A 20,361-nucleotide genomic window follows, 5' to 3' on the forward strand; every position below is an offset into this window, starting at 1 on the left:
CGGTGGTGGGAATATTAAGCATAACGGGTAAATGCAAGAATTGAGAAGTAATAAACCGTGATTCAGCCGCTAAAGGTTCGACTCAATAATAGCCTCTTACTGGCTGCCACTGCAAAAGAGTAGAAAAATGGTCGTTTTTCATAGCGCTGGGCTAGTTTCAGCTATTTGCAGCGAAACCATACCAATGCCTTGCCTCAGCGGTCTAGGTACCGCAGCAAATAAGCTAAAACGGCTTATAACACTTGGACTGTGCCCACTCCTAAACGTTTTCTTCTGTCGCAACTAGAAAAGCAATTCCTGAATCGCTTGCTCGTATTGCTAGCAGTTTTCGTGGAGCGCTTCTGCTTTATATGTAGAATGATTTTCGGTTTTCTATACTCATACGAGAGTGAGTGCTCTTACGCTAAAAGTGCAGTCCTTTTCAACGTAGCAGCGATGCTCAATAGTATGTAGGCATAGCCACTACTTCAGTCAATAGGTGGAGCCTATTAAAAAACCCCGAACCAAGCCGCAGCTCAATTCGGGGTTCTTAATCATTCTGACAAAAAGCAGAACAAAGACTTACTGAATTTTGAAGGTAATCGGAACAGTAAATGATACACTTACTGCACGGCCATTCTGCTTACCGGGGTTAAAACGGGGCAGGGTCTTTACGGCCCGAATCGTTTCCTCGTCCAAGCCGGAGCCCAGTCCTTTTACCACTTTTACATCTGATACTTCGCCTTGAGCATTCACGGTGAAGCTTACGAAGATGCGGCCTTCAACTTGGTTGCGGAGTGCCAGCGGAGGGTATTTGCTGGCTTTCTGGATGGCTGCCACGATAGCGGCGTTGCCACCACCGCCGGGCAGTTCCGGCATTTGCTCCACGTAGGTGTAAACCTTGTTCTCCACAACGGCTTCAACTACTTTGTCGCCTTCGCCGCTAGCAAGCTCGGTCAAGTCCGGAGCGTTCGTGTTTCCTTGTACGGTCACGGTAGCTACAGTCTTTTCCTTCAGCTCTTCTTGGTCCGGCACCTCCTGCTTCTTCACTTCCTCGTCTTTTTTCACTACCGGAGGAGTGAATTTAACGGTGCTCAGCTTGGGGGGAGGGGGTGGTGGCGCCTCGGGTGGCGGCGGAGGGGGTGGCGGCTTGGTGTCGTCCAAGGGAGGAGCGTCCATGAGCACGTTTTCCTGCAGGTTTTTCTTTTCTTCTTTAGGCTGTCTGGCTTTCAGATATGCCGAGATAAGAGGAAAAGAAATCAGCAGCAAGAAAATCGAGGTGGCAATTATCAGCGCCCGGGTTACGTGCCGCTGATACAGGCGGCGCAACACGTAGGCACCGTATGCCTTGTTGCGGCCCTCAAAAATGATATCATTTAAGCTGGCCTTCGAAATTTGCGCGTTATCCATCATAAGGCTGCTTCTTTAATAAGGTCCACGTCTTCTTTGGGTACCTTCACCAGCGCGTATTTCTTCTGGTTCGTGATATTCATCTCGTCCAGAATGTCCACCATGTTCCTGTACTTGGCGTCCTCAGTGGGTTTGATGAGGATGATGGGGGCACGTTCTTCGGAGCCGCCAGCTTCCCGTTGGCGGTCCAAAATAACCTTACGGATGCCGTTGGCTGAGTAGTCGGTTACCTTCAACTCAACTTTCGGTACGGTAGGGTCATTCGGAGTGTTAAGGCCGAAGTAGTAGTAAGCTTTGTCTTCCTTGCCGAGAAGGATGGTCATGGCTTGCGAAGCCTTGATTTTGGTATCCTCCACGTCGTCGGTTTTCTTCACCGGCATCGTGAGCTGCATCACGGTGGGCTTGGCGAAGGTGGTGGTCAGCATGAAAAAGGTGAGCAGCAGAAAGGCCAAGTCCACCATCGGTGTCATGTCGATGCGAGTCGACATTTTTTTGGCCCGTTTTTTCCCACCTTTCCCACCGGAATCGGCTTTTCCTTGAATTTCTGCCATGGGATTTAATTAAGTGAATGGGCTCGAAAATAGGTTCGCACGGTCTGCTCAGGATTATTGAGCAGCGGCTACGGGCTTATTCTCCAAGTCCGTGATGAGGTTAAAACGGTTGATGTCGCGCTCTTGCAGAAGCTTGATTACTTGCTGCACCGTGGGGACGTCGGCGTTGCCATCGCCCTTGATGGCGATGTAGGTAGGCTTCTTGAAAATGGCTTGGTTGGCCCGACGGGCTTCCATTACCCAGTCAATCAGCTGATTGTTGAGCGAATCAATCGGAATACCGGGCTGCTGTGCATTCAACTGCTTACGGTCTTCCTTTTCCACATTGAGGTAAGACCCAAGCTGGTTGATGGGAAGGCCGAAGTTGGGCAAGTTACCAAACTCCTTGGCTTGAGCTGCAGTGAAGTTAACGCCGTATTTGGCAGCTACCTTTTGCAACGCCTGAATCTTGGTTTTGGTATCATCAACTCCAAAAAACACCCGTTTTTTGGCATCGATGGTTAAGGTAATGATATTGCTTTCGGGCAATCTTATCTCCGAAATAGAAGATGGCGTGTCCACTACCACCGTTTCTTCGGGAGCAAACTTGGTGGTGAGCATGAAGAACGTCACCAGCAAGAAGGCCAGGTCCACCATCGGCGTCATGTCGAGCGACGGCGAGGTACGGTGCGGTTTTACTTTAGGCATTGCGAGGTGGGGTTAAAAGGGGGCGATTCGTTCTAATATCCTGAACGAACCGCCCCGCATTTTAGTGCATCAATGAAAGACGGAATTAAACCGTACGCACCGGCTGGCCGGCGTTTGCATTGTTGCCGTGCTGGCTAGCAAAGGTCTGGATAATGCTGAAACCAGCTTCATCGATGCTGTAAGTCAACTCGTCAATTTTGCTAGTGAAGTAGTTATAGGCTACAATGGCTAGGGCCGAAGTACCGATACCGAGAGCCGTGTTGATAAGGGCTTCCGAAATACCGTTTGCCAGTGCTACTGCGTCAGGGCTACCGGCCTGCGCCAGTGCGGCGAAGGCGTTAATCATACCGAATACAGTACCGAGCAGACCCGTCAGCGTGGCGATAGAAGCCAAGGTGGAGATGATAACCAAGTTCTTCTCCAGCATGGGCAACTCGAGAGCGGTGCTCTCTTCGATTTCCTTCTGGATGGCAAGTACACGCTGGTCGGTGCCCATGTTGGTTTCACGCGACATCTCGTTGTATTTCAGCAAACCGGCTTTTACTACGTTGGCAACCGAGCCTTTCTGCTGGTCGCAGGCAGCGAGGGCACCGTTGATGTCGTTGGCGTTCAGCTTCTGGCGCACGGTGCGTACAAACGACTCGATGCTTTTGCTGCCTTTGGCCTTACCAATGGTCAACATCCGCTCGATAGAGAAGGTGATAACCATCAGGAGCATCGACATCAGTACGGGTACTACAGGGCCACCTTTATATACAATGCCAAGGTAATCACCGGACACTGGGTTGTTTGCATTGTTACCACCTTGGAAGTGGCTTGGGTCACCGAATACGAATTTGTAAACGAGTAAGCTGACAACGTAGGCCAAGATAATAACCAGGATGGAGAACAGCGAGGCACCACCGCTGCTTTGGGCTTCGGCTTTGGCGGCCGTTGCGGCGGGCCGTGGGCTCGTATTCATGGCATTTTTCTGTTCCATTGTTCTGGATTGTTTGGGGTTGTTGAGTGAAGTAGTTGAATTGTGTGGGGGTAAAGAAAGAGCAAAAACTTGGTTAGAAGCCAAGCTGCGGCAAAAATAACAATCGATAATCCCGAGTTGTAAAGGACTAAAATAGCACTTACCGAAGCTCAATCTACTCACCAAGCTGTCTTAGTTGGGCAAACCTAACCAAAAAGCACGGGCCGACCAAAGAAAACTTGGCCGGAGCCAATAGAAAGGAAGTGAAAATGTGGTAGAAGTGCGACAACGCTAAATGCCCTGCTTGGGTTGGGTTGGATGCTTTTTTGCCTGTTCCCAGTACACATCCATCTCGGCTAAAGTGAGGTCAGCAAGGCGTTCGCCATTGGTGGCTGCGGCCGACTCTAGGTACTGAAACCGGCTGATAAACTTGCGGTTGGTGCGCTCTAGTGCTTCTTCGGGGTTGATGCCGGCAAAGCGGGCAAAGTTGACGAGTGAAAATAGTAAATCACCAAATTCATCGGCGGCCTTCTCAGGGTTCATTTTCTCGGGCTGGCCGTGGCTGTATTCGTCGCCAAATTCACCTAATTCTTCTTTCACCTTTTCCCAAACCTGCTCGGGCTGTTCCCAGTCGAAGCCTGCGCCCCGGGCCTTCTCTTGTATGCGCATGGCTTTCACCAGAGCCGGAAGGGAAGTAGGCACGCCGCCAAGAACGCCGTTGGTATTGCCTTTTTCTTTCAGTTTGAGCTGTTCCCAATTGCGTTTTACGGTTTCCTCGTCATCCGCTTGCGCATCGCCATAGATGTGGGGGTGACGATAAATCAGCTTTTCGCACTGGGCGTTAAGCACGTCGGCAATGTCGAAGGCTCCTTGCTCTGCCGCGATGCGGGCATAGAATATCAAATGCAGCATGACATCGCCAAGTTCCTTTTTCAGGTCCGTTAAATCATCGCGCAAGATGGCATCGCTGATTTCATAGGTCTCCTCTATGGTGAGGTGGCGTAGGGTCTGGAGCGTTTGCTTTTTATCCCAAGGGCATTCGGTGCGCAAACGGTCGAGAACATCGAGCAAGCGTCCAAATGCTTCGAGCTGCGCTGGCCGGCGAGCACTGGTAAGCAGAGCGCTAGAGACAATCGGGGTATTTTCCATTATTCCAAAGATAAATGAGGCATCGGCAACCGGCTGCCAATGCCTAAATTTGCACTTTCAAAAACTCTACCCCGTGACTCTTATAAAATCAATTTCCGGCATTCGCGGCACCATTGGCGGACCAGTTGGGCAAGGCCTGACTCCTCTCGATGTGGTGAAGTACGCCGCTGCCTATGGTACCTGGGTGAAGACGCAAGCTGTTGACAGCAAGCTCATCATCATTGGCCGCGATGCCCGCATTTCAGGTGAGATGGTTAGCCGCCTGGTGGCAGCCACGCTGCAAGGTCTGGGGCTAGACGTGTGCGACCTTGGGCTGAGCACAACACCGACAGTGGAAATGGCGGTTCCCGCCAAAAAGGCTGCGGGGGGTATTATTCTGACGGCTTCTCACAATCCCAAGCAGTGGAATGCCCTGAAACTGCTGAATGCCCACGGCGAGTTTATCTCCGACACCGATGGGCAGCAGGTGCTGGCTTTTGCTGAAAGTGAAGACTTCGAGTTTGCGACAGTCAATAAGCTTGGGCAGTACACCGTCGATGCTACGTTTTTGAAGAAGCACATCAAAGCCATCCTGGCCTTGCCGCTGGTTGATGTGGAAGCCATTCGGGCCCGCAACTTCCGGGTGGTGGTCGATGCCGTGAATTCTTCGGGAGGATTCGCCGTGCCGCAATTGCTGGAAGCCCTGGGCGTGACCACCATTGAGAAGCTGCACTGCGAGCCGACCGGCGACTTTGCTCACAACCCCGAGCCCCTGCCCGAACACTTGCGCGACATAGCCAAGGTGCTGGAAAAAGGTGGCTTCGACCTCGGCATAGTGGTAGACCCAGACGTGGACCGCCTTGCGCTAGTGAGCGAAAACGGGGAGATGTTCGGCGAGGAGTATACGCTGGTGGCCGTGGCCGACTACGTGCTGAAGCAGCTTGGCGGCGGCAATACCGTGAGCAACCTGAGCAGCACCCGCGCCCTGCGCGATGTGACCGAAAAGGCCGGCGGCCAGTATGCCGCCGCTGCAGTAGGCGAGGTGAACGTGGTGACCAAAATGAAGGAAACCAACGCGGTGATTGGCGGCGAAGGCAATGGCGGCATTATCTATCCCGAACTGCACTACGGCCGCGATGCTTTAGTAGGCATTGCGCTTTTCCTGACGCATTTGGCCAAGTCTGGACTCAATATGAGTCGGCTGCGTAGCTCGTACCCCAGCTATTTTATTTCGAAGAATAAGATTGAACTAACTGCGGAAATCAACACCGACGATGTACTGGTGAAGATGGAGAAGCGCTACGCCAAGCAGCCCGTGAATACGATTGATGGCGTGAAAATCGAATTTGACAAAGAGTGGGTGCATTTGCGCAAATCGAACACCGAGCCGATTATCCGAATCTACGCCGAGTCTGATTCGAACGCTACGGCCGACTACCTGGCTCAAAAAATCATCGGCGACATAAAAGAGATTATTGCGGTTAAGGCATAGCGCTTGCCAGCCGCCGCAACGAGGCATCCTGCCCACTAGCTGCTTAAAGCTCAGGGCTAGGGTTGGTTTCGGCCAAATGTCCGACGTTTGTATAACGATACCTCAGAATTGCCGGACGCACCCACGTTCGGCATCTTCTGTTCTTACCCTCATTATATGACCAACCCCGCCTCTTCTGCTCCCGCCTTCGCTTATTTTGACAATGCAGCTACCACGCCCCTCGACCCCGAGGTGCTGGAAGCCATGCTGCCCTTTCTCAGCCAGCACTACGGCAACCCGAGCAGCCTGCACGGCCCGGGCCGACAGGTACGGGCTGCCATCGAAAATGCGCGCAAGACGGTAGCTCATCTGGTGGGGGCAGCTCCAGCAGAAATTACGTTCACCAGCGGGGGCACCGAGGCCGATAATTATGCTGCTTTTGGGAGCATTCGAACTTTGGGGCTGAAACACGCTATTACTTCGCCGCTTGAGCACCATGCCGTGCTGCACCCGCTGCAGGCCATGGCCAAGGCTGGCGAAATACAGCTGCATTATATAAGGCACGATGCCCAGGGAAATCTTGACTTGGGACATCTGGAAGAATTGCTCGCGGCACAGTCGCGCACGTTCGTGAGCCTGATGCACGCCAACAATGAAATCGGTAACCTGAATAACGTTGAGGCCATCGGGGACATTTGTGCTCAGTTTGATGCCGTGTTCCATACCGACACGGTGCAGACGATGGGCCACTACCGGCACGACGTGCAGAAGCTGAAAAACCATTTTCTGGTGGGGTCGGCGCATAAGTTCCATGGCCCAAAGGGTGTGGGCTTTCTGTATACCCGTAGCGGTTTGCAGGTGAGCCCGCTTATTCATGGGGGCTCGCAGGAGCGCAACGTGCGCTCGGGCACCGAGAATGTGTACGGAATAGTGGGGCTGGCCAAAGCCCTGGAAATTGCGGTGCGGGATTTGGCCGCGCACCAGGCCCACGTGCAAGGGCTCAAAGACCAGTTCATCACGAAGCTGCGGGCTGAGATTGAGGACGTGCAGTTCAATGGTTGTTCTGCCGTGGCCGACAAAAGCCTATACACGGTACTGAGCGTGAGCTTACCGCCTTCGCCCATAAGCGAAATGCTGCTGTTCAACCTTGACATCAGCAAAGTGGCGGCTTCGGGGGGCTCGGCGTGTACCAGCGGGGCGCAGGCAGGCTCGCACGTACTCGAGGCCCTGGGCTGCGACCCCGACCGCGCTACGGTGCGCTTCTCAATGAGTAAAATGAACACCGCCGCCGAAGTAGACTACGCGGTAGCGCAATTAGCCAAGCTGTATCGGCCGGTAGCGGTTTAAAAGCAGGAGAATGTGATTCTGGTAACGGCCCAGCTGAGGGTGGCGTGCCCTAGGCATCGGAGGCTGATGCTTAATGAGTGAAAGAAAATAAAGCGGAGCTGAGGAGGAATAGGTGGCGCGCTGCAGGAGCGATGAATAAAGCTTATTAATCAAGCTCCTCCTAACATGCATGCTTAATATGCGTAAGCCTAGGCAGGTTTCACTATTTTCCTCTATTCACTAATGAACCAGCCCCAATCACCTTCGCCTGCTAACGCAGGGTCTGCTAAATCTTTCATCAGCCAAGCCCAACAGTGGCTTAAGCAGGGCAACGTGGGCCAACTTTTGGGCCAGGTGCCTGCATCCCTCAAAAAAGTAGGCAACCAAACTAGCACCAGCTTCAATAAACTCAGCACCACCCAAAAAGTAGTGGGCGGCGCTGCACTGCTCGTAGGAGCCACCCTGCTGGCCCGCCGCAACAAAGGTGGCCGCGCCGGCCAGTCAGCTACGCTGAATGAGCTGCTGTACTTCGTCAACGACCGCATTGAAGGTTACAAGCGCGCCGTAGACGAAAGCCAGGATACCAAACTGCGCGGTTATTACCAGCAATTGGTGACTCAGAGCCAGCAGTTTGCCAACCAACTCAATGCCTACCTGAGCCAAGAAGGTGGCGCACGCCAGACCAGCACCACCGTGAAAGGCAAATTCTACCGCGCCTGGATGGATGCCAAAGCCGCCCTCACCGGCAACGACGAGAAAGCTATTCTTGGCTCCAATATCTACGGGGAAGAATGGGCTATCAAAGCGTACGAAGAAGCTTTGAACGATGATACGCTGACCGGCGTGATGCGCCAAGCCGTAGACCGCCAGTACGCGCAGTCGCAGAAGACTTACCATGAGCTGAAAAGCCTCAAGGACAAACAATAGGTACACCTATTTAATAAGCCCCACCGGGCGTGGCTGATTGTCGGCCATGCCGGGTGGGGCTTTTTATATTCAATGGACGCCTTGGCCGCCAAGGACAACGCGGAAAAACGGCAAAGCGTCATCACTGCTCAATAGCTACTTTTCGCCGGGTTTCGTAGAACGTGGCTATAATTCATTACTACATGGCTGACATCAATATTCAACGTAAAAAATCGGCACCTAGTCCGTGGATTCTCGTGCTGCTGGCTGTTTTGGCCGCAGCGGTAGCCGCCTATTTCTTCCTGCGGGCTGACCCCACCGATGAGCGCACCCCCACCGCTGCATCCGGTATAGAAACCACCCCCACGGGCCCGCCTCCCGGAGCTCCTACCGACGATACCCGGGTTCCTTCCACGGTTGATACACAGGAAGAGGCCGGAGAATTTACCGCTGCCTCGCTAGCAACTCATGCCGCGACCGACCCTACTGCTCCCGAGTATGCCGTGACGGGCTTGCAGCAACTGACCGGCACGCTGGTGGCATTGGCCGACCGCGACGACCTGCGCGACCCCGCCATCACAGAACAGCGCGACAACTTGACCAGCGCTACCAACCGCTTGGGCGAGTCGACGGCCAGCCTGCGCCCCGGATTCATCGCTGCCGCTGGGCTTATTCGGGTGATGCAGCAGAAGGCGTATCCAGAATTGGAAAGCCGGGCCAATGACTTGGTGAGTTTGGCAGGCCAGATGTCGGGTCGCAGCGCCACCGCCGCCGACCAGCAGCAGAACAAGCAGTTTTTGACCCAGGCCGCCGAGGCAGTGAGTGCCATGAGCGAACCCGCCCGGTAGCTTCGCATGAGTGGCAGCAGCTACTAGCCGGTAGCACATTGCTAGCTAGACACGCCTAACCACGCAACAATAAAGAACTAATATTTCTTATGGAAACCCCTTTGCTGCGCCGCCTGCGCGACCTAACTGAGTTTGAAGTAGCCGACGGCAACCCCGACGTGCGCGGCTGGGCCGTGCGCGGTGGCGACGGCCATGCGCTGGGCCAAGTGCACGAGTTAATTGTAGAGCCCGCCGCCCTGAAAGTGCGCTACCTGGACGTAGAACTTGATGCGCGATTTAAACGTGGCCAGCACGAAAATCATATTCTGCTGCCCATTGGTGTGGCCTCGCTCGATACCGATGGCGACAACGTGTTTGTGCCCGCGCTAAATGGGGAAACCGTATTGAACTACCCGCCCTACAGCGAAATCCAGATTACCCGCGATTATGAAGAAGCCATGCTTCGGGCCTTGGGCATAAACACAGTCAGCGAAAGTGACCAGTTTTATGAGCGGGACTCCTACGACGCAGCGGCATTCTATCGCAGACGTGTTTAATTTCCTGCTTTAGCAACCTTATACGCAGTAAGTGACTCTTGCTTCCATGAAGCAATTTTTATTATTTTTCTGTGGGGTAGGGGTCCTATCGGGTTGTGCCGTAACAATGGCGCCCCATGCCCCATATATGCCAGTCATTCGTGACAAAGGGCAGGGCGAAGCAGCTTTGGCTACGGGGCTAAACGGCACTGAACTGAAGGCAGGCTACCAACTTACCGATAAGCTGATTGTGCATACTTCTTTGCTGCAGTATGGCTTGTTGAGGGACGTTAATAAGTTTCGTTCTGCCGACCTGGGCGTGGGCTACTATTACAACTCACCCAACGGCTTTTGGCGATTGGGAATGCATACCGGTGCCGCCTACGGGAGCGGTAAATCAGCGGGTGGGGGAGGCTTTGACAGCACTGGTCCAATAGTTAGTTCGGATTATAACCTGCGCTATTCCTATGCCTATGTTCAGCCGACAGTGTTGTTGCTAGACAATCGTAAAACGTGGGGCATCGGCGTCCGGTTTGGGCGGGCCTATTATCACCGATTCACGCTGCTGCGAACCGATTCCACCGGTGGCCCCACCCAAAACATTAACTATGCGGGGCGCCAAGCTGCTTTTGTGCAGGTCTCGGCTCAGCACAGCTACCAACTGTCGCGGTGGCTCATGCTTTCCGGTTCCTTTGGGGCGCAAGGATACTTGAACAAGCCTACAGCCATTGGCGATATGCCTCCATTCGTAGGGCAAGTGGGCATCCACTTTCTGCTCAGCAACCGTAGCGCCCTGTAGCGCTAGTTTCGCCGAATCATAGACGCCACGGCGTCTACCCACTGTGGCTCGGAGTTCAACGAAGGCACCAGTTGCCAGTGGCCCCCACCTGATTCCTCGAATAATTCCTTGAATTCCTCGCCAACTTCAATGGTGGTTTCCAAGCAGTCGGCCACAAAGGCTGGACTGAAAGCCAGCACATTCTTGATTCCTTTTGCTGGGAACTCCTTCAAGGCTTCGTCGGTGTAAGGCTGCAGCCACGGGTCGCGCAATCGGCTTTGCAGGCGGCTCTGGAACGCCACGGTGTATTGGTCGGGCGAGAGGCCGAGCTCGGCTGCCACCAGACGCGATGTGGCAAAGCACTGAGCGCGGTAGCAATACTGGTTTTGGTCAGTTAGCGTGTCGCAGCAGCTGCCGAAGCGACAGTAGTTGGTAGGGTCACCTTTCTTGACGTGGCGCTCTGGAATGCCGTGGTAGCTAAACACCACGTGCTCGTAGTGGTGCTTTTCCATTTCAGCCCGGCCCCGCGCAGCAATAGTGGCGATGAAGCCCGGCTCAGTAGCAAACTGGCTGATGAAGTTGATACTGGGCACTACCCACCATTCCTTCACAATGTCCATCACCTTTTCCTGCACCGAGCCCGTGCTGGCCGACGCGTACTGCGGAAATAGTGGCAACACCACGATGCGCTCCACGGCCGCTACACGTAGTTCTTCTAGAGCACTGGCAATGCTGGGATTTTGGTAGCGCATGCCGAAAGCCACTACATAATCGGACCCCAGCGCGGCCTGTACCTTCTCCTTCAAATCGAGCCCGTGGAACAGCAGCGGCGAGCCCCGCTCGGTCCACAGCTCCTTGTAAATTTTAGCTGACTTGGGGGCCCGCAGCGGCACCACTAGCCCCTGAAACAGCGGGTAGCGAATGGCAGCCGGCATGTCAACCACGCGCCCGTCGGTAAGAAACTCATTCAGGTAGCGGCGCACGTCGGGCGTGTTAGGCGAATCGGGCGTGCCCAGGTTGACGAGTAAAACGCCGATGCGGCGGGCCGTAATGGTGGCGGCCGCCGCAGCCGGTGTCGGCGCAGCAGTATCGGAGGTGGAAGGAAAAGTATTCATCGGGGCAAAGTTCAGCAGCAACGCGCGGACTATTGGCAGGAGGCTAAGCAACCACTTGGGTAGCGGCTTAGTTTCGGTGGCTGGGGCAAAACCAGGGTCCGCGCAGCCAAGTAGGGCGCCGAAGTGGCGTTTCACACGACTAGCAGCAGCGTCGCCTTCCACCCCACTTGCAGTAGCGGTAGCTTTTGCCCTTCAAAATTCGTACCTTTGCGGCCCTGATTATCAAACCCATCCATCGTGAACCCCGAAACTAAACCCCACCGCGCCGGCTTCGTGAGCATCATCGGCAAGCCCAACGTTGGCAAGTCCACGCTGATGAATGCGCTGGTGGGCGAGCGGCTCAGCATCGTTACGAGCAAGGCCCAAACCACCCGCCACCGCATCCTGGGAATTCTCAATGGCGAAGATTTTCAGCTGATTTACTCCGATACGCCCGGCATCATTCAGCCCAAGTACGAGCTGCACAACGCCATGATGTCGTTTGTGTACTCCTCGCTGGAAGACGCCGACGTGGTGCTGTTCGTCACGGACATTTACGAGAAGCACGACGAGGAGCCCGTGGTAGAGCGCCTGCGCAAAATGGTGGACACGCCCATCATCCTGCTCGTCAACAAAATCGACCAGGCCGACCAGGCTGAAGTAGAAGCCAAATTAGCTTACTGGAAAGAGCAGCTGCCCAACGCCGCCGAAGTATTGCCCATCTCGGCTCTCAATGCCTTTGGCACTGAGGGCGTGTTGCAACTGGTGCTCGAGCGTCTGCCCGTTCACCCCGAGTATTACCCCAAAGATGAGCTAACCGATAAGCCGGAGCGTTTCTTCGCCGCCGAAATGGTGCGCGAGAAAATCTTTAAGCTTTATAAAAAGGAAATTCCCTACAGCTGCGAAGTAGCCATTGAGGAATTCAAAGAAGAGGAAACTATTATCCATATCCGCGGCATTATCTATGTAGAGCGGAGCAGCCAAAAGGGCATTATCATCGGCGCGGGCGGCGCGGCGCTGAAGAAAGTAGGCACCTGGGCCCGCGAGGAGATGGAGAAGTTCTTCCAGAAGAAAGTGTTTCTGGAGCTTCACGTCAAAGTCAACGAGAACTGGCGTACGGACCCCAAGGCCTTGAGCCGGTTTGGGTACCAATAAAACAAGGGTAAGAGGGTAGGTGGGTGTGAGGGTAGGAGTTGTTACAATTCAACTACAAACTTCTCCCCTCACACCCACCTACCCTCTTACCCTAAAAATACTACCGACCATCTTTTATTTAAATAACCCCGGGCACTGTCGAATCTAGGTCGGGTCGGCGGCTGGGGCCACACAACATGTCTAAGCAGAACACCATCGCCATCGTGGGGCGGCCCAATGTGGGCAAATCCACGCTATTCAACCGCCTCGTGGGCCAGCGCAAGGCCATTATGGACAACGAGAGCGGCGTAACCCGCGACCGCCATTACGGCTACGGCGACTGGATTGGAAAGAACTTCACCGTGATTGACACGGGTGGCTACGTCCACAATTCGGAAGATATTTTCGAAGGAGAAATCAACAAGCAGGTGAAGCTGGCCATTGAAGAAGCCGATGTGGTGCTCTTCATGGTAGACGCCGATGCTGGCGTGCACGGTCTGGACGAAGAGTTCGCTCACGTGCTACGCCGCTACATGGGCAAAAAGCCCATTTACATGGTGGCCAACAAGGCCGATACGAACCTGCGCGCCAACGGCGTGGGCGAGTTCTATTCCCTCGGCCTGGGCGATGGCGAAATCTACGCCATCAGCAGCCAGAACGGCCATGGCACCGGCGAACTGCTCGACGCCGTGGTGAGCCACTTCGACGACCCGGGCATTGAAGAGCCCGAGTCAGAAATTCCGCGCATTGCCGTGGTGGGCCGCCCCAACGTGGGCAAGTCCAGCCTGGTAAACCTGTTGCTGGGCGAAGACCGCAGCATTGTAACCGACATTGCCGGCACCACCCGCGACTCAATTTCGGCCCGCTACAACGCCTTCGGCAACGAGTTTATCCTGGTCGACACGGCCGGCTTGCGCCGCAAGGCCAAGGTGAGCGAAGACATCGAGTTCTACGCCAACATGCGCAGCCTGCGTGCGTTGGAGGAATGCGACGTCTGCATCGTGATGCTCGACGCCAGCCGCGGCATTGAGGCCCAGGACGTGAACATCATCACCCTGGCCGATAAGAACCGCAAAGGCATCGTTATTCTGGTGAATAAGTGGGACTTGGTAGAAAATAAAGAAACCAACACCGCCAAGGATTTCGAGGCGAAAATCTTGGAAAAGATTGCGCCCATTGCGTACATCCCAGTCATTTTCGTTTCGGTGCTCAACAAGCAGCGGGTGCACAAAGCCATTGAAACGGCTGTGGAGGTGTTCCACAACAAGCGTCGCAAAATCCCGACCTCGCAGCTGAACGATGTCATGCTGAAGGAGATTGAGAAGTACGGCCCGCCGGCACTGAAAGGCAAGATGATTCGCATCAAGTATGTGACGCAATTGCCCACGCACAACCCGGTGTTTGCGTTCTTCTGCAACCTACCGCAGTACGTGCAGGCCAACTACACCCGCTACCTCGAGAATCGGATGCGCGAGCATTTCGACTTTAAAGGCGTGCCCATTGGCATTGTGTTCCGCAAAAAGTAAGTGGCTGCGGGCTGACGGGCAACGGCGGTCTCTCCTGGTTTTGTGAAAAAAGTTTTGAGGGGTGGGTTACCTTCTATAGGCTCGGGTATAAAGCCTCGAATTTGATGATTTGCTTCGTGCTAGCCGTCATTCTAAAACTGAAACTCACCCCATTTAACACAACATCAAGATGAAAAAAGTATTGTTCCTCGCCCTGGCTGCTGCTTCGTTTTCGTTCACCGCTTGCGAAAGCAAGAAAGAAGAGGCTGTAGAGCAGCAGGCTGAAAACGTGCGTGACAACGCCGAAATGAAGGCTGACTCGCTCACCGAGAACGCCGATGCTAAAGCTGACGCTATGGAAGAAGGTGCCGACAAAATGGCTCCTGCTACCGAGACTCCTGCTGAGGAAGTTAAGAAGTAGTTCTTAGCCAACTAAGACAAAAAAGCCTCGCCGGTAACGGCGAGGCTTTTTTATTGCTCGATGGTGGTCTCGGGCGAACCTAGCCGGCGGTTGAGTAAGCCGTCTACTACTTCAAATAGGCGGCGCGGCTCGTAGGTGCGCCACGGCAAATCGTCGAGTTGACCGCCGAAGTTGACATAGTTATCGACGTTATATTGGTGCATTTCGCGCTGCACGTGCTCTTGAAAGTTAATGCCCGCAATCCAGCCGTCTTCCACGTCTTCGTACCATTCTTCATAGTAGTCGTCGTCGGAGCCGTGGAAGTTGAACACGTTTTCGCCCACGAGAATAAACTTCCGGATGCCTTCGTGGATGAGCACATCGATGATGTTGCGCTTAAGCTCCATGATGTCGTTTTCGATGGCGTCGTTCCACTCGCCGATGAACTCAAGCACGGCCACGCCGTCTTCGTAATCAGCGAAGAGAATCTTGAAAAACAGGGTGTCGGACCCCAGGCTGTCCCACTGCGGATGAATGTAGTAGCCGTAAATGGTATTGGTGTAAGACTCCAAGCTGTTCTCCGCTTCGAACAGCGGCGACCGCGGGTCTTCGGAAGCGGAATACTGGTCAATCCAGTTGTAATGGGGCTCGATGGTATGCATAGGTCAGAGGCACTTGCTTTGGCTTGTGCCTACCTAGAAACGCCAAAAAACCTGAATCGTTCGAAGGAAAAAATAACCGCATGAGACACAAGCCGAAGCGTGCGCTGCTACCGGGCCATCAGCGCCGCTCGCACACTGCCGTGTTGCTTCAGCAACTGTGCAGCTTCCTCCTCGCCGATTCCTAACTCATCCATCAGCATTCGTTCGCCGCGCTCTACGAGTTTGATGTTGGATAGCTTCATGTCGACCATCTTGTTGCCCTTCACGTAGCCCAGGCGGATGAAGGTGGCAGTAGTGAGCATGTTGAGCACCATTTTTTGAGCCGAGCCGGCCTTGAGGCGGGTGCTCCCGGTCAGAAATTCCGGCCCGGTAACTACCTCTACCGGAAACTCGGAGGCAGCGGCTACGGCTGAGCCAGCGTTGCACACCACGCAGCCCGTAGCCACGCCTGCTGCCCGGGCCTTAGTCAGCCCGCCTACCACGTAAGGCGTCCGGCCCGAGGCGGCAATCCCCACCAGCACGTCTTTGGCGCTGATGCCGTGGGCCTGCAAATCTTCCCAGGCTTGCTCGGCGTCGTCTTCGGCGCCCTCTACTGCCACGCGAATGGCCGAATCGCCGCCGGCCATGATGCCGACCACCAGCTCGGCGGGCACGCCAAAAGTGGGCGGGCATTCCGAGGCGTCGACCACGCCCAGGCGCCCACTGGTGCCCGCCCCGATGTAAAACAACCGCCCCCCGGCCTGCAGCCGTGCCACCGTTGCCTCAACCAACTGCTCGATTTGGGGCAGGGCCTTAGCCACAGTTTGCGGCACCGTGTGGTCGAGCTGGTTCATACCGGCCAAAATATCGGCGGTGGCCAGGGTTTCGAGGTGGTTGTACTCGGAGGGAGATTCGGTGGTCATACGGGGAGGATTATTTCAACAAACCTATGACAGGGAAATTGTCAAACACGTTGGCGTTGTGAGGAGCGTCTTTGTCAAGCTCCGTTGTCAGGTCCTGACCAGCCCAGTGTTCGTAATGGTGGCCGCGCTGCCACAGGCGCGAGCGGCTCACGTCATATATCTGACCCTGATAGGCTACCCAGATTTCGTCGCGGTCTTGGCCGTTGCGCAGGGCAAGCTGGTTGCGGGTGTAGGAGGGGAGGTCGTTTGGTGCCACTGGAACATTATGCCTAGCCCAGCAACGCCTGCAGCCGAATCCAGCGCTGGGGCAGGTCGCCTTGCGAGGCGTTTAGGTAGTCTTCATAGGTGCAGGGCACCACGCGCTTCACCGAGTTATCGCCGAGGCGCTCAACTTCCATCCACCACTTGTCGGCGCGGCGCGATTTGTAGAATACCAGCTTGTCGGGGTTGCCCGGCAGCACCACCGTGTAGGTGAGGAAGCGAAAGGTGCCAAAGCCAGTTTCGGGGCGGCGGTGGTAGAAGCCTTCCACGAAGTACCACAGCATGGTAGCCAGCGTAGCCGCGGCCATGCCGTGCGGGTCCAGGTCGGCGCGATAGCCGTAGAGGCCCAGGGAACTGAGCTGTTCGTTGTGGCCGGCGTACCAGCAGAGTTGGGTCGCGTCCTCGTTGCCGAGGCCGAAGGGGTTGGCGGGATAGTAGCCCGGGGCGTCCTGCCAGCGCAGGGCGGCAATGTCCACGCTCAGGAATTCCGCCTGGCGAATGAGCGGCTCGGCCAAACGGCGGTCGGTTCGCAATTCGCCCACGCTCATGGTTTCGAAGTGCAGCTTTTCGAGGGCTACTAATACTTCGGGCGGGGTGAGGTACTGCTGATGGCCAAGGTGGGCTAGGCTGAATACGAAGTTGGGCTCGTGCACCAACAAGCGGCGCAGGTGGCTTTCCTCGGGTGGGGTGCCGGGGCCGGGCTCGGCCATGTCGGGCCGGGCATCCACCACCGCGAAGCAGATGGCGCGGTCCTGGGATTCATAGGCCAGAAACTGACCGTAGTCGAGGTCGTGGCTGCCGCCGAGCAGCACGGGCACGGTGTTTTCTTCCAGCAAGGCCCCAATGATTTCGCGCAGGCGCTGGTAGGTGTCTTCCAGGGTGAGGCCGGGGCGCAAGTTGCCAAGGTCCACGAAACGCACGGTGCCGGTGCCTTTCTGCAGCTGGTAGAAGCGTTGGCGCACCTCGTTGGCGCCGTGGCGGTTGGGGTTGGGCGGGCCGGCGGCGCTGCCGCGCCATTCATCGAGGCCGATGAGGGCAAGGTCGGCGTTGCGCCAGTCGGGGAAGGTTTCGGTGAAGCGGGTGGCGTAGGCGGCTAGCGTGGTGGGCGCGGGTACAGCGGCGGTCAGCGTATCCGGCAACGGGTCAAAAAACAGGGCCAGATTCATTGGGAGCGGAAAGGCAAGTGCCCAAAATTACACAGGAAAAGCCCGTATACACGGGCTTTTTGGGCGTTTTGACTACTGCCCGGATTTTTGCTACCCACCGTATGTTATGGTTTCGCCTGCAGAACTATAGCACGGCGAAAAAAAAAGCTCTTTATTTAAGCTGAATTTCACTCTGCACGCCTAATAAAACCCACCCCATGGACGTTCGTCGCACCTTCGATATACTGGCCCATCAACTAGCCAATTCGCCCAAGTCGGACGCATTTGCCGCCAAGATTGACGGCCAGTGGGTGCCCACGAGTACCCAGCAAGTGCAGGACCAGGCCAACCTCGTGAGCCTGGGGCTGACGTCTCTCGGCCTGAAGCGCGGCGATAAAGTGGCCATCATCAGCATGAACCGCCCCGAGTGGATGCTAACCGATTTCGGCATCTCGCAAATTGGCGCCGTGAGCGTGCCCATGTACCCCAGCATCACCGTCGAAGACTACAAATACATCTTTGCCGATGCCGGCGTGCGCGCCATAGTCGTGTCCGACGAAAAGCTGCTGGACAAGGTGAAGGAGGCCACGGCCGGTCTCGATATTCCTGCCGACAACATTTTCTCGTTCGACCGCCTGCCAGGCACCCGCCACTTTAGCGAGCTACTGGAGCTGGGCAAAAAGGGCAATGTTGCCGACCTCGAGCCGCTAAAAGCTGCCGTGCAGTCCGACGACCTGCTCACCCTCATTTACACCAGCGGCACCACCGGCAGCCCCAAAGGCGTGATGCTCACGCATGATAACATTCTGAGCAACTGCCGCAGCTCGCAGCCCGCCGTACCGGTTTCCAAAGAAGATAAAGCACTGAGTTTCCTGCCGCTCTGCCACATTTTTGAGCGCATGGTGACCTACCTCTACATGATTAACGGAGTAAGTATTTACTATGCCGAGAACATGGAGGTAATTGCCGACAACCTGCGCGAGGTGAAGCCGCAGATTTTCACCACCGTGCCCCGGTTGCTGGAGAAGGTGTATGATAAAATCGTAGCCAAAGGCCACGAGCAGGAGGGCGTGAAGAAGAGCCTGTTTTTCTGGGCGCTGGACCTGGGCCTGAAGTTCGATACCCAAAAAGACCAGGGCTTCGTGTACAATACCCAATTGGCCCTGGCCAACAAGATTATTTTCAACAAGTGGCGCGAGGCCCTGGGTGGCCAGCTGCGCTGCATCGTGTCGGGCGGCGGAGCTTTGCAGCCGCGCCTGGCCCGCGTGTTCTGGGCCGCAGGCATCCCCGTGATGGAGGGCTACGGCCTCACTGAGACATCGCCCGTTATTGCCGTGGGCGGTTATCAGAAGGAGAACAACATGATTGGCACCGTGGGCCCGGTGGTGCAAGGTGTGCAAGTGAAAATTGCTCCCGATGGTGAGATTCTCACCAAATCGGCCTCTGTAATGAAGGGCTACTACAACAAGCCCGACCTGACCGCCAAGGAATTCGACGAAGAAGGCTGGTTCCACACCGGCGACATCGGCGAGCTGGTGAACGGCAAGTACCTGAAAATTACCGACCGAAAGAAAGAGATGTTCAAGACCTCGGGCGGCAAGTACATTGCCCCGCAGGTGATTGAAGGCAAGCTCAAAGAAGACCCCTTGGTGGAGCAGGCCATGGTGGTGGGCGCCGACCAGAAGTTTCCTTCGGCGCTTATCATCCCCTCTTTTGCCGACCTCCGCGGCTGGTGCAAGCGTAATGATATGCCGGACGCTTCCAACGAGGAGCTCATCAAAAACGAAAAAATCGTGCAGCTCTACGACGACTTGGTGAAGAAATACAATAAGAGCTTCGCGCAATGGGAGCAGGTAAAGCGCTTTGTGTTGCTGCCTGAGCTCTGGACTGTGGAAACCGGCGAAATGACGCCTACCATGAAGGTGAAGCGCAAGATTATTTCGGAGAACAACAAAGGCATTATTGAAAGCCTGTACCGCCAAACCGAGAAGCGGTAATTCTAGGCAATGACAAAACTAGGCAAAGGCTGATTGCGACCTTGCCGCAGGAGTTCTTGCGTATAAACCAAAAGTTGGGCAACCTGAACTACGTTTGGGTTGCTCAACTTTTTTAAATGGAAACTAGTATGCAAGCCTAACAAATTATTCGTAAGTTTACCGCACTTACATCTCCTATATGAAACCCGAAGAAACCGTCGATTACAATATTAAAGTGGCCTGGCACGCCATTTCGCGGATGTATAATACCCAGGCGGCGCAGAACGACATCACGACCAGCATCGGGTTCGTACTGTTGAACATCGACCAGGAGAAAGGTACGCCGGCCACCAAAATTGCGCCCCTGCTTGGCCTCGAAACCCGTAGCCTGACGCGCATTCTGCGGAGCATGGAAGAAAAAGGCCTCATCTATAAGCAGGCCGATTCGGTGGACAAGCGCTCGGTGCGCATCTTCCTGACGCCGCTGGGACTGGAGAAAAAAGAGGTTTCGCGCCAGACGGTGCGGCACTTCAACCTGAAGATTCGCGAGAAGATACCGCAGAGTCAGCTCGATACCTTTTTTAAGGTGACGGCCCAGATTACCAGCATGATTGAAAGCAAAGGCCTCTTTGAGGGCTTTGAATTGAAGCCGTTACGGCACGAAGCATCGGCCTAAGTAAGCCGTTCTCTCTTACACCAATACATCACTTTCCCACTAATTCCCC

The 20,361-nt window shown here is 55.1% G+C and carries 21 protein-coding genes; 11 read left to right on the plus strand and 10 right to left on the minus strand.

What is annotated here, in order from left to right:
* Nucleotides 1-561 precede the first annotated feature (561 nt).
* From BMZ66_RS11080 to mazG, 5 genes are all read right to left on the minus strand, one after another.
* Entirely contained in the window at nt 562-1,392 is an 831-nt protein-coding gene (locus tag BMZ66_RS11080; RefSeq protein WP_234795061.1) for an energy transducer TonB, read from the minus strand.
* The gene (locus BMZ66_RS11085; RefSeq protein WP_092672497.1) at nt 1,389-1,940 is read right to left on the minus strand and encodes an ExbD/TolR family protein; all 552 of its coding nucleotides are present in this window, start codon (nt 1,938-1,940) and stop codon (nt 1,389-1,391) included. The genes BMZ66_RS11080 and BMZ66_RS11085 overlap by 4 nt, the downstream gene beginning before the upstream one ends.
* A gap of 54 nt (nt 1,941-1,994) precedes the next feature.
* The gene (locus tag BMZ66_RS11090; RefSeq protein WP_092672500.1) at nt 1,995-2,627 is read right to left on the minus strand and encodes an ExbD/TolR family protein; all 633 of its coding nucleotides are present in this window, start codon (nt 2,625-2,627) and stop codon (nt 1,995-1,997) included.
* Between the two features lie 85 nt (nt 2,628-2,712).
* The gene (locus tag BMZ66_RS11095; RefSeq protein WP_439645762.1) at nt 2,713-3,606 is read right to left on the minus strand and encodes a MotA/TolQ/ExbB proton channel family protein; all 894 of its coding nucleotides are present in this window, start codon (nt 3,604-3,606) and stop codon (nt 2,713-2,715) included.
* A gap of 270 nt (nt 3,607-3,876) precedes the next feature.
* Nucleotides 3,877-4,734: a nucleoside triphosphate pyrophosphohydrolase gene (gene mazG, locus BMZ66_RS11100; protein ID WP_092672503.1), complete on the minus strand. Its 858-nt coding sequence runs from the start codon at nt 4,732-4,734 to the stop codon at nt 3,877-3,879.
* 73 nt (nt 4,735-4,807) lie between these two features.
* On the opposite strand from mazG, the gene glmM reads away from it, so the two are divergent.
* From glmM to BMZ66_RS11130, 6 genes are all read left to right on the plus strand, one after another.
* The gene (gene glmM, locus BMZ66_RS11105) at nt 4,808-6,205 is read left to right on the plus strand and encodes a phosphoglucosamine mutase (RefSeq protein ID WP_092673070.1); all 1,398 of its coding nucleotides are present in this window, start codon (nt 4,808-4,810) and stop codon (nt 6,203-6,205) included.
* A gap of 156 nt (nt 6,206-6,361) precedes the next feature.
* Nucleotides 6,362-7,531 carry a cysteine desulfurase family protein gene (locus BMZ66_RS11110; protein WP_092672506.1) on the plus strand — a complete coding sequence of 390 codons (1,170 nt, stop codon included), beginning with the start codon at nt 6,362-6,364 and terminating at the stop codon, nt 7,529-7,531.
* A 222-nt stretch (nt 7,532-7,753) separates the two neighbouring features.
* Nucleotides 7,754-8,437, plus strand: coding sequence for a ferritin-like domain-containing protein (locus BMZ66_RS11115; RefSeq protein WP_092672509.1), 684 nt, complete (start codon nt 7,754-7,756; stop codon nt 8,435-8,437).
* Nucleotides 8,438-8,619: 182 nt separating this feature from the next.
* Entirely contained in the window at nt 8,620-9,264 is a 645-nt protein-coding gene (locus BMZ66_RS11120) for a hypothetical protein (RefSeq protein WP_092672512.1), read from the plus strand.
* Nucleotides 9,265-9,353: 89 nt separating this feature from the next.
* A complete protein-coding gene (locus tag BMZ66_RS11125) occupies nt 9,354-9,800 on the plus strand; it encodes a PRC-barrel domain-containing protein (RefSeq protein ID WP_092672515.1) in 447 nt (148 codons plus the stop codon).
* 127 nt (nt 9,801-9,927) lie between these two features.
* A complete protein-coding gene (locus BMZ66_RS11130) occupies nt 9,928-10,578 on the plus strand; it encodes a hypothetical protein (protein WP_092672518.1) in 651 nt (216 codons plus the stop codon).
* Between the two features lie 2 nt (nt 10,579-10,580).
* On the opposite strand, the gene hemH is transcribed toward BMZ66_RS11130, so the two are convergent.
* Nucleotides 10,581-11,672, minus strand: a complete 1,092-nt coding sequence (hemH, locus tag BMZ66_RS11135; protein WP_092673073.1) for a ferrochelatase — start codon at nt 11,670-11,672, stop codon at nt 10,581-10,583.
* Between the two features lie 237 nt (nt 11,673-11,909).
* Here hemH and era point away from each other — a divergent pair, with 237 nt between their 5' ends.
* From era to BMZ66_RS11150, 3 genes are all read left to right on the plus strand, one after another.
* Nucleotides 11,910-12,806, plus strand: a complete 897-nt coding sequence (gene era, locus BMZ66_RS11140) for a GTPase Era (RefSeq protein ID WP_092672521.1) — start codon at nt 11,910-11,912, stop codon at nt 12,804-12,806.
* A gap of 176 nt (nt 12,807-12,982) precedes the next feature.
* A complete protein-coding gene (gene der / locus BMZ66_RS11145) occupies nt 12,983-14,311 on the plus strand; it encodes a ribosome biogenesis GTPase Der (protein ID WP_092672524.1) in 1,329 nt (442 codons plus the stop codon).
* Between the two features lie 169 nt (nt 14,312-14,480).
* Nucleotides 14,481-14,711 carry a hypothetical protein gene (locus tag BMZ66_RS11150; RefSeq protein WP_092672527.1) on the plus strand — a complete coding sequence of 77 codons (231 nt, stop codon included), beginning with the start codon at nt 14,481-14,483 and terminating at the stop codon, nt 14,709-14,711.
* Between the two features lie 50 nt (nt 14,712-14,761).
* On the opposite strand, the gene BMZ66_RS11155 is transcribed toward BMZ66_RS11150, so the two are convergent.
* The 4 genes from BMZ66_RS11155 to BMZ66_RS11170 all read right to left on the minus strand — a co-directional run bounded on the left by BMZ66_RS11155 (nt 14,762) and on the right by BMZ66_RS11170 (nt 17,681).
* Complete coding sequence (locus BMZ66_RS11155) at nt 14,762-15,352, minus strand: hypothetical protein (RefSeq protein WP_092672530.1); 591 nt, start codon at nt 15,350-15,352, stop codon at nt 14,762-14,764.
* A gap of 107 nt (nt 15,353-15,459) precedes the next feature.
* Nucleotides 15,460-16,254 carry an N-acetylmuramic acid 6-phosphate etherase gene (gene murQ, locus BMZ66_RS11160; RefSeq protein ID WP_092672532.1) on the minus strand — a complete coding sequence of 265 codons (795 nt, stop codon included), beginning with the start codon at nt 16,252-16,254 and terminating at the stop codon, nt 15,460-15,462.
* A gap of 10 nt (nt 16,255-16,264) precedes the next feature.
* Nucleotides 16,265-16,510 (minus strand): cytochrome b5 domain-containing protein, encoded by a 246-nt coding sequence (locus BMZ66_RS11165; RefSeq protein ID WP_092672535.1) that lies wholly within the window; start codon nt 16,508-16,510, stop codon nt 16,265-16,267.
* Between the two features lie 13 nt (nt 16,511-16,523).
* Nucleotides 16,524-17,681, minus strand: coding sequence for an arginase family protein (locus BMZ66_RS11170; protein ID WP_092672538.1), 1,158 nt, complete (start codon nt 17,679-17,681; stop codon nt 16,524-16,526).
* Between the two features lie 197 nt (nt 17,682-17,878).
* On the opposite strand from BMZ66_RS11170, the gene BMZ66_RS11175 reads away from it, so the two are divergent.
* Both BMZ66_RS11175 and BMZ66_RS11180 read left to right on the plus strand, forming a co-directional pair.
* Complete coding sequence (locus BMZ66_RS11175) at nt 17,879-19,657, plus strand: AMP-dependent synthetase/ligase (protein WP_092672541.1); 1,779 nt, start codon at nt 17,879-17,881, stop codon at nt 19,655-19,657.
* Between the two features lie 178 nt (nt 19,658-19,835).
* Nucleotides 19,836-20,312 (plus strand): MarR family winged helix-turn-helix transcriptional regulator, encoded by a 477-nt coding sequence (locus BMZ66_RS11180; protein WP_092672544.1) that lies wholly within the window; start codon nt 19,836-19,838, stop codon nt 20,310-20,312.
* Nucleotides 20,313-20,361 lie beyond the last annotated feature (49 nt).

Origin of the sequence: Hymenobacter arizonensis, assembly GCF_900115775.1 — a bacterium.
GTDB classification, from domain to species: Bacteria; Bacteroidota; Bacteroidia; order Cytophagales; family Hymenobacteraceae; genus Hymenobacter; species Hymenobacter arizonensis.

Bases quoted from the DNA above. Each gene is read 5' to 3' on its own strand.
- BMZ66_RS11180 (WP_092672544.1), top strand. From the start codon at position 19,836: ATGAAACCCGAAGAAACCGTCGATTACAATATTAAAGTGGCCTGGCAC.
- BMZ66_RS11155 (WP_092672530.1), bottom strand. From the start codon at position 15,352: ATGCATACCATCGAGCCCCATTACAACTGGATTGACCAGTATTCCGCT.
- BMZ66_RS11170 (WP_092672538.1), bottom strand. From the start codon at position 17,681: ATGAATCTGGCCCTGTTTTTTGACCCGTTGCCGGATACGCTGACCGCC.
- BMZ66_RS11175 (WP_092672541.1), top strand. From the start codon at position 17,879: ATGGACGTTCGTCGCACCTTCGATATACTGGCCCATCAACTAGCCAAT.
- BMZ66_RS11110 (WP_092672506.1), top strand. From the start codon at position 6,362: ATGACCAACCCCGCCTCTTCTGCTCCCGCCTTCGCTTATTTTGACAAT.
- BMZ66_RS11130 (WP_092672518.1), top strand. From the start codon at position 9,928: ATGCCAGTCATTCGTGACAAAGGGCAGGGCGAAGCAGCTTTGGCTACG.
- BMZ66_RS11125 (WP_092672515.1), top strand. From the start codon at position 9,354: ATGGAAACCCCTTTGCTGCGCCGCCTGCGCGACCTAACTGAGTTTGAA.
- BMZ66_RS11085 (WP_092672497.1), bottom strand. From the start codon at position 1,940: ATGGCAGAAATTCAAGGAAAAGCCGATTCCGGTGGGAAAGGTGGGAAA.
- mazG (WP_092672503.1), bottom strand. From the start codon at position 4,734: ATGGAAAATACCCCGATTGTCTCTAGCGCTCTGCTTACCAGTGCTCGC.
- BMZ66_RS11090 (WP_092672500.1), bottom strand. From the start codon at position 2,627: ATGCCTAAAGTAAAACCGCACCGTACCTCGCCGTCGCTCGACATGACG.
- der (WP_092672524.1), top strand. From the start codon at position 12,983: ATGTCTAAGCAGAACACCATCGCCATCGTGGGGCGGCCCAATGTGGGC.
- hemH (WP_092673073.1), bottom strand. From the start codon at position 11,672: ATGAATACTTTTCCTTCCACCTCCGATACTGCTGCGCCGACACCGGCT.
- BMZ66_RS11150 (WP_092672527.1), top strand. From the start codon at position 14,481: ATGAAAAAAGTATTGTTCCTCGCCCTGGCTGCTGCTTCGTTTTCGTTC.
- BMZ66_RS11115 (WP_092672509.1), top strand. From the start codon at position 7,754: ATGAACCAGCCCCAATCACCTTCGCCTGCTAACGCAGGGTCTGCTAAA.
- BMZ66_RS11080 (WP_234795061.1), bottom strand. From the start codon at position 1,392: ATGATGGATAACGCGCAAATTTCGAAGGCCAGCTTAAATGATATCATT.
- murQ (WP_092672532.1), bottom strand. From the start codon at position 16,254: ATGACCACCGAATCTCCCTCCGAGTACAACCACCTCGAAACCCTGGCC.
- BMZ66_RS11120 (WP_092672512.1), top strand. From the start codon at position 8,620: ATGGCTGACATCAATATTCAACGTAAAAAATCGGCACCTAGTCCGTGG.
- BMZ66_RS11095 (WP_439645762.1), bottom strand. From the start codon at position 3,606: ATGGAACAGAAAAATGCCATGAATACGAGCCCACGGCCCGCCGCAACG.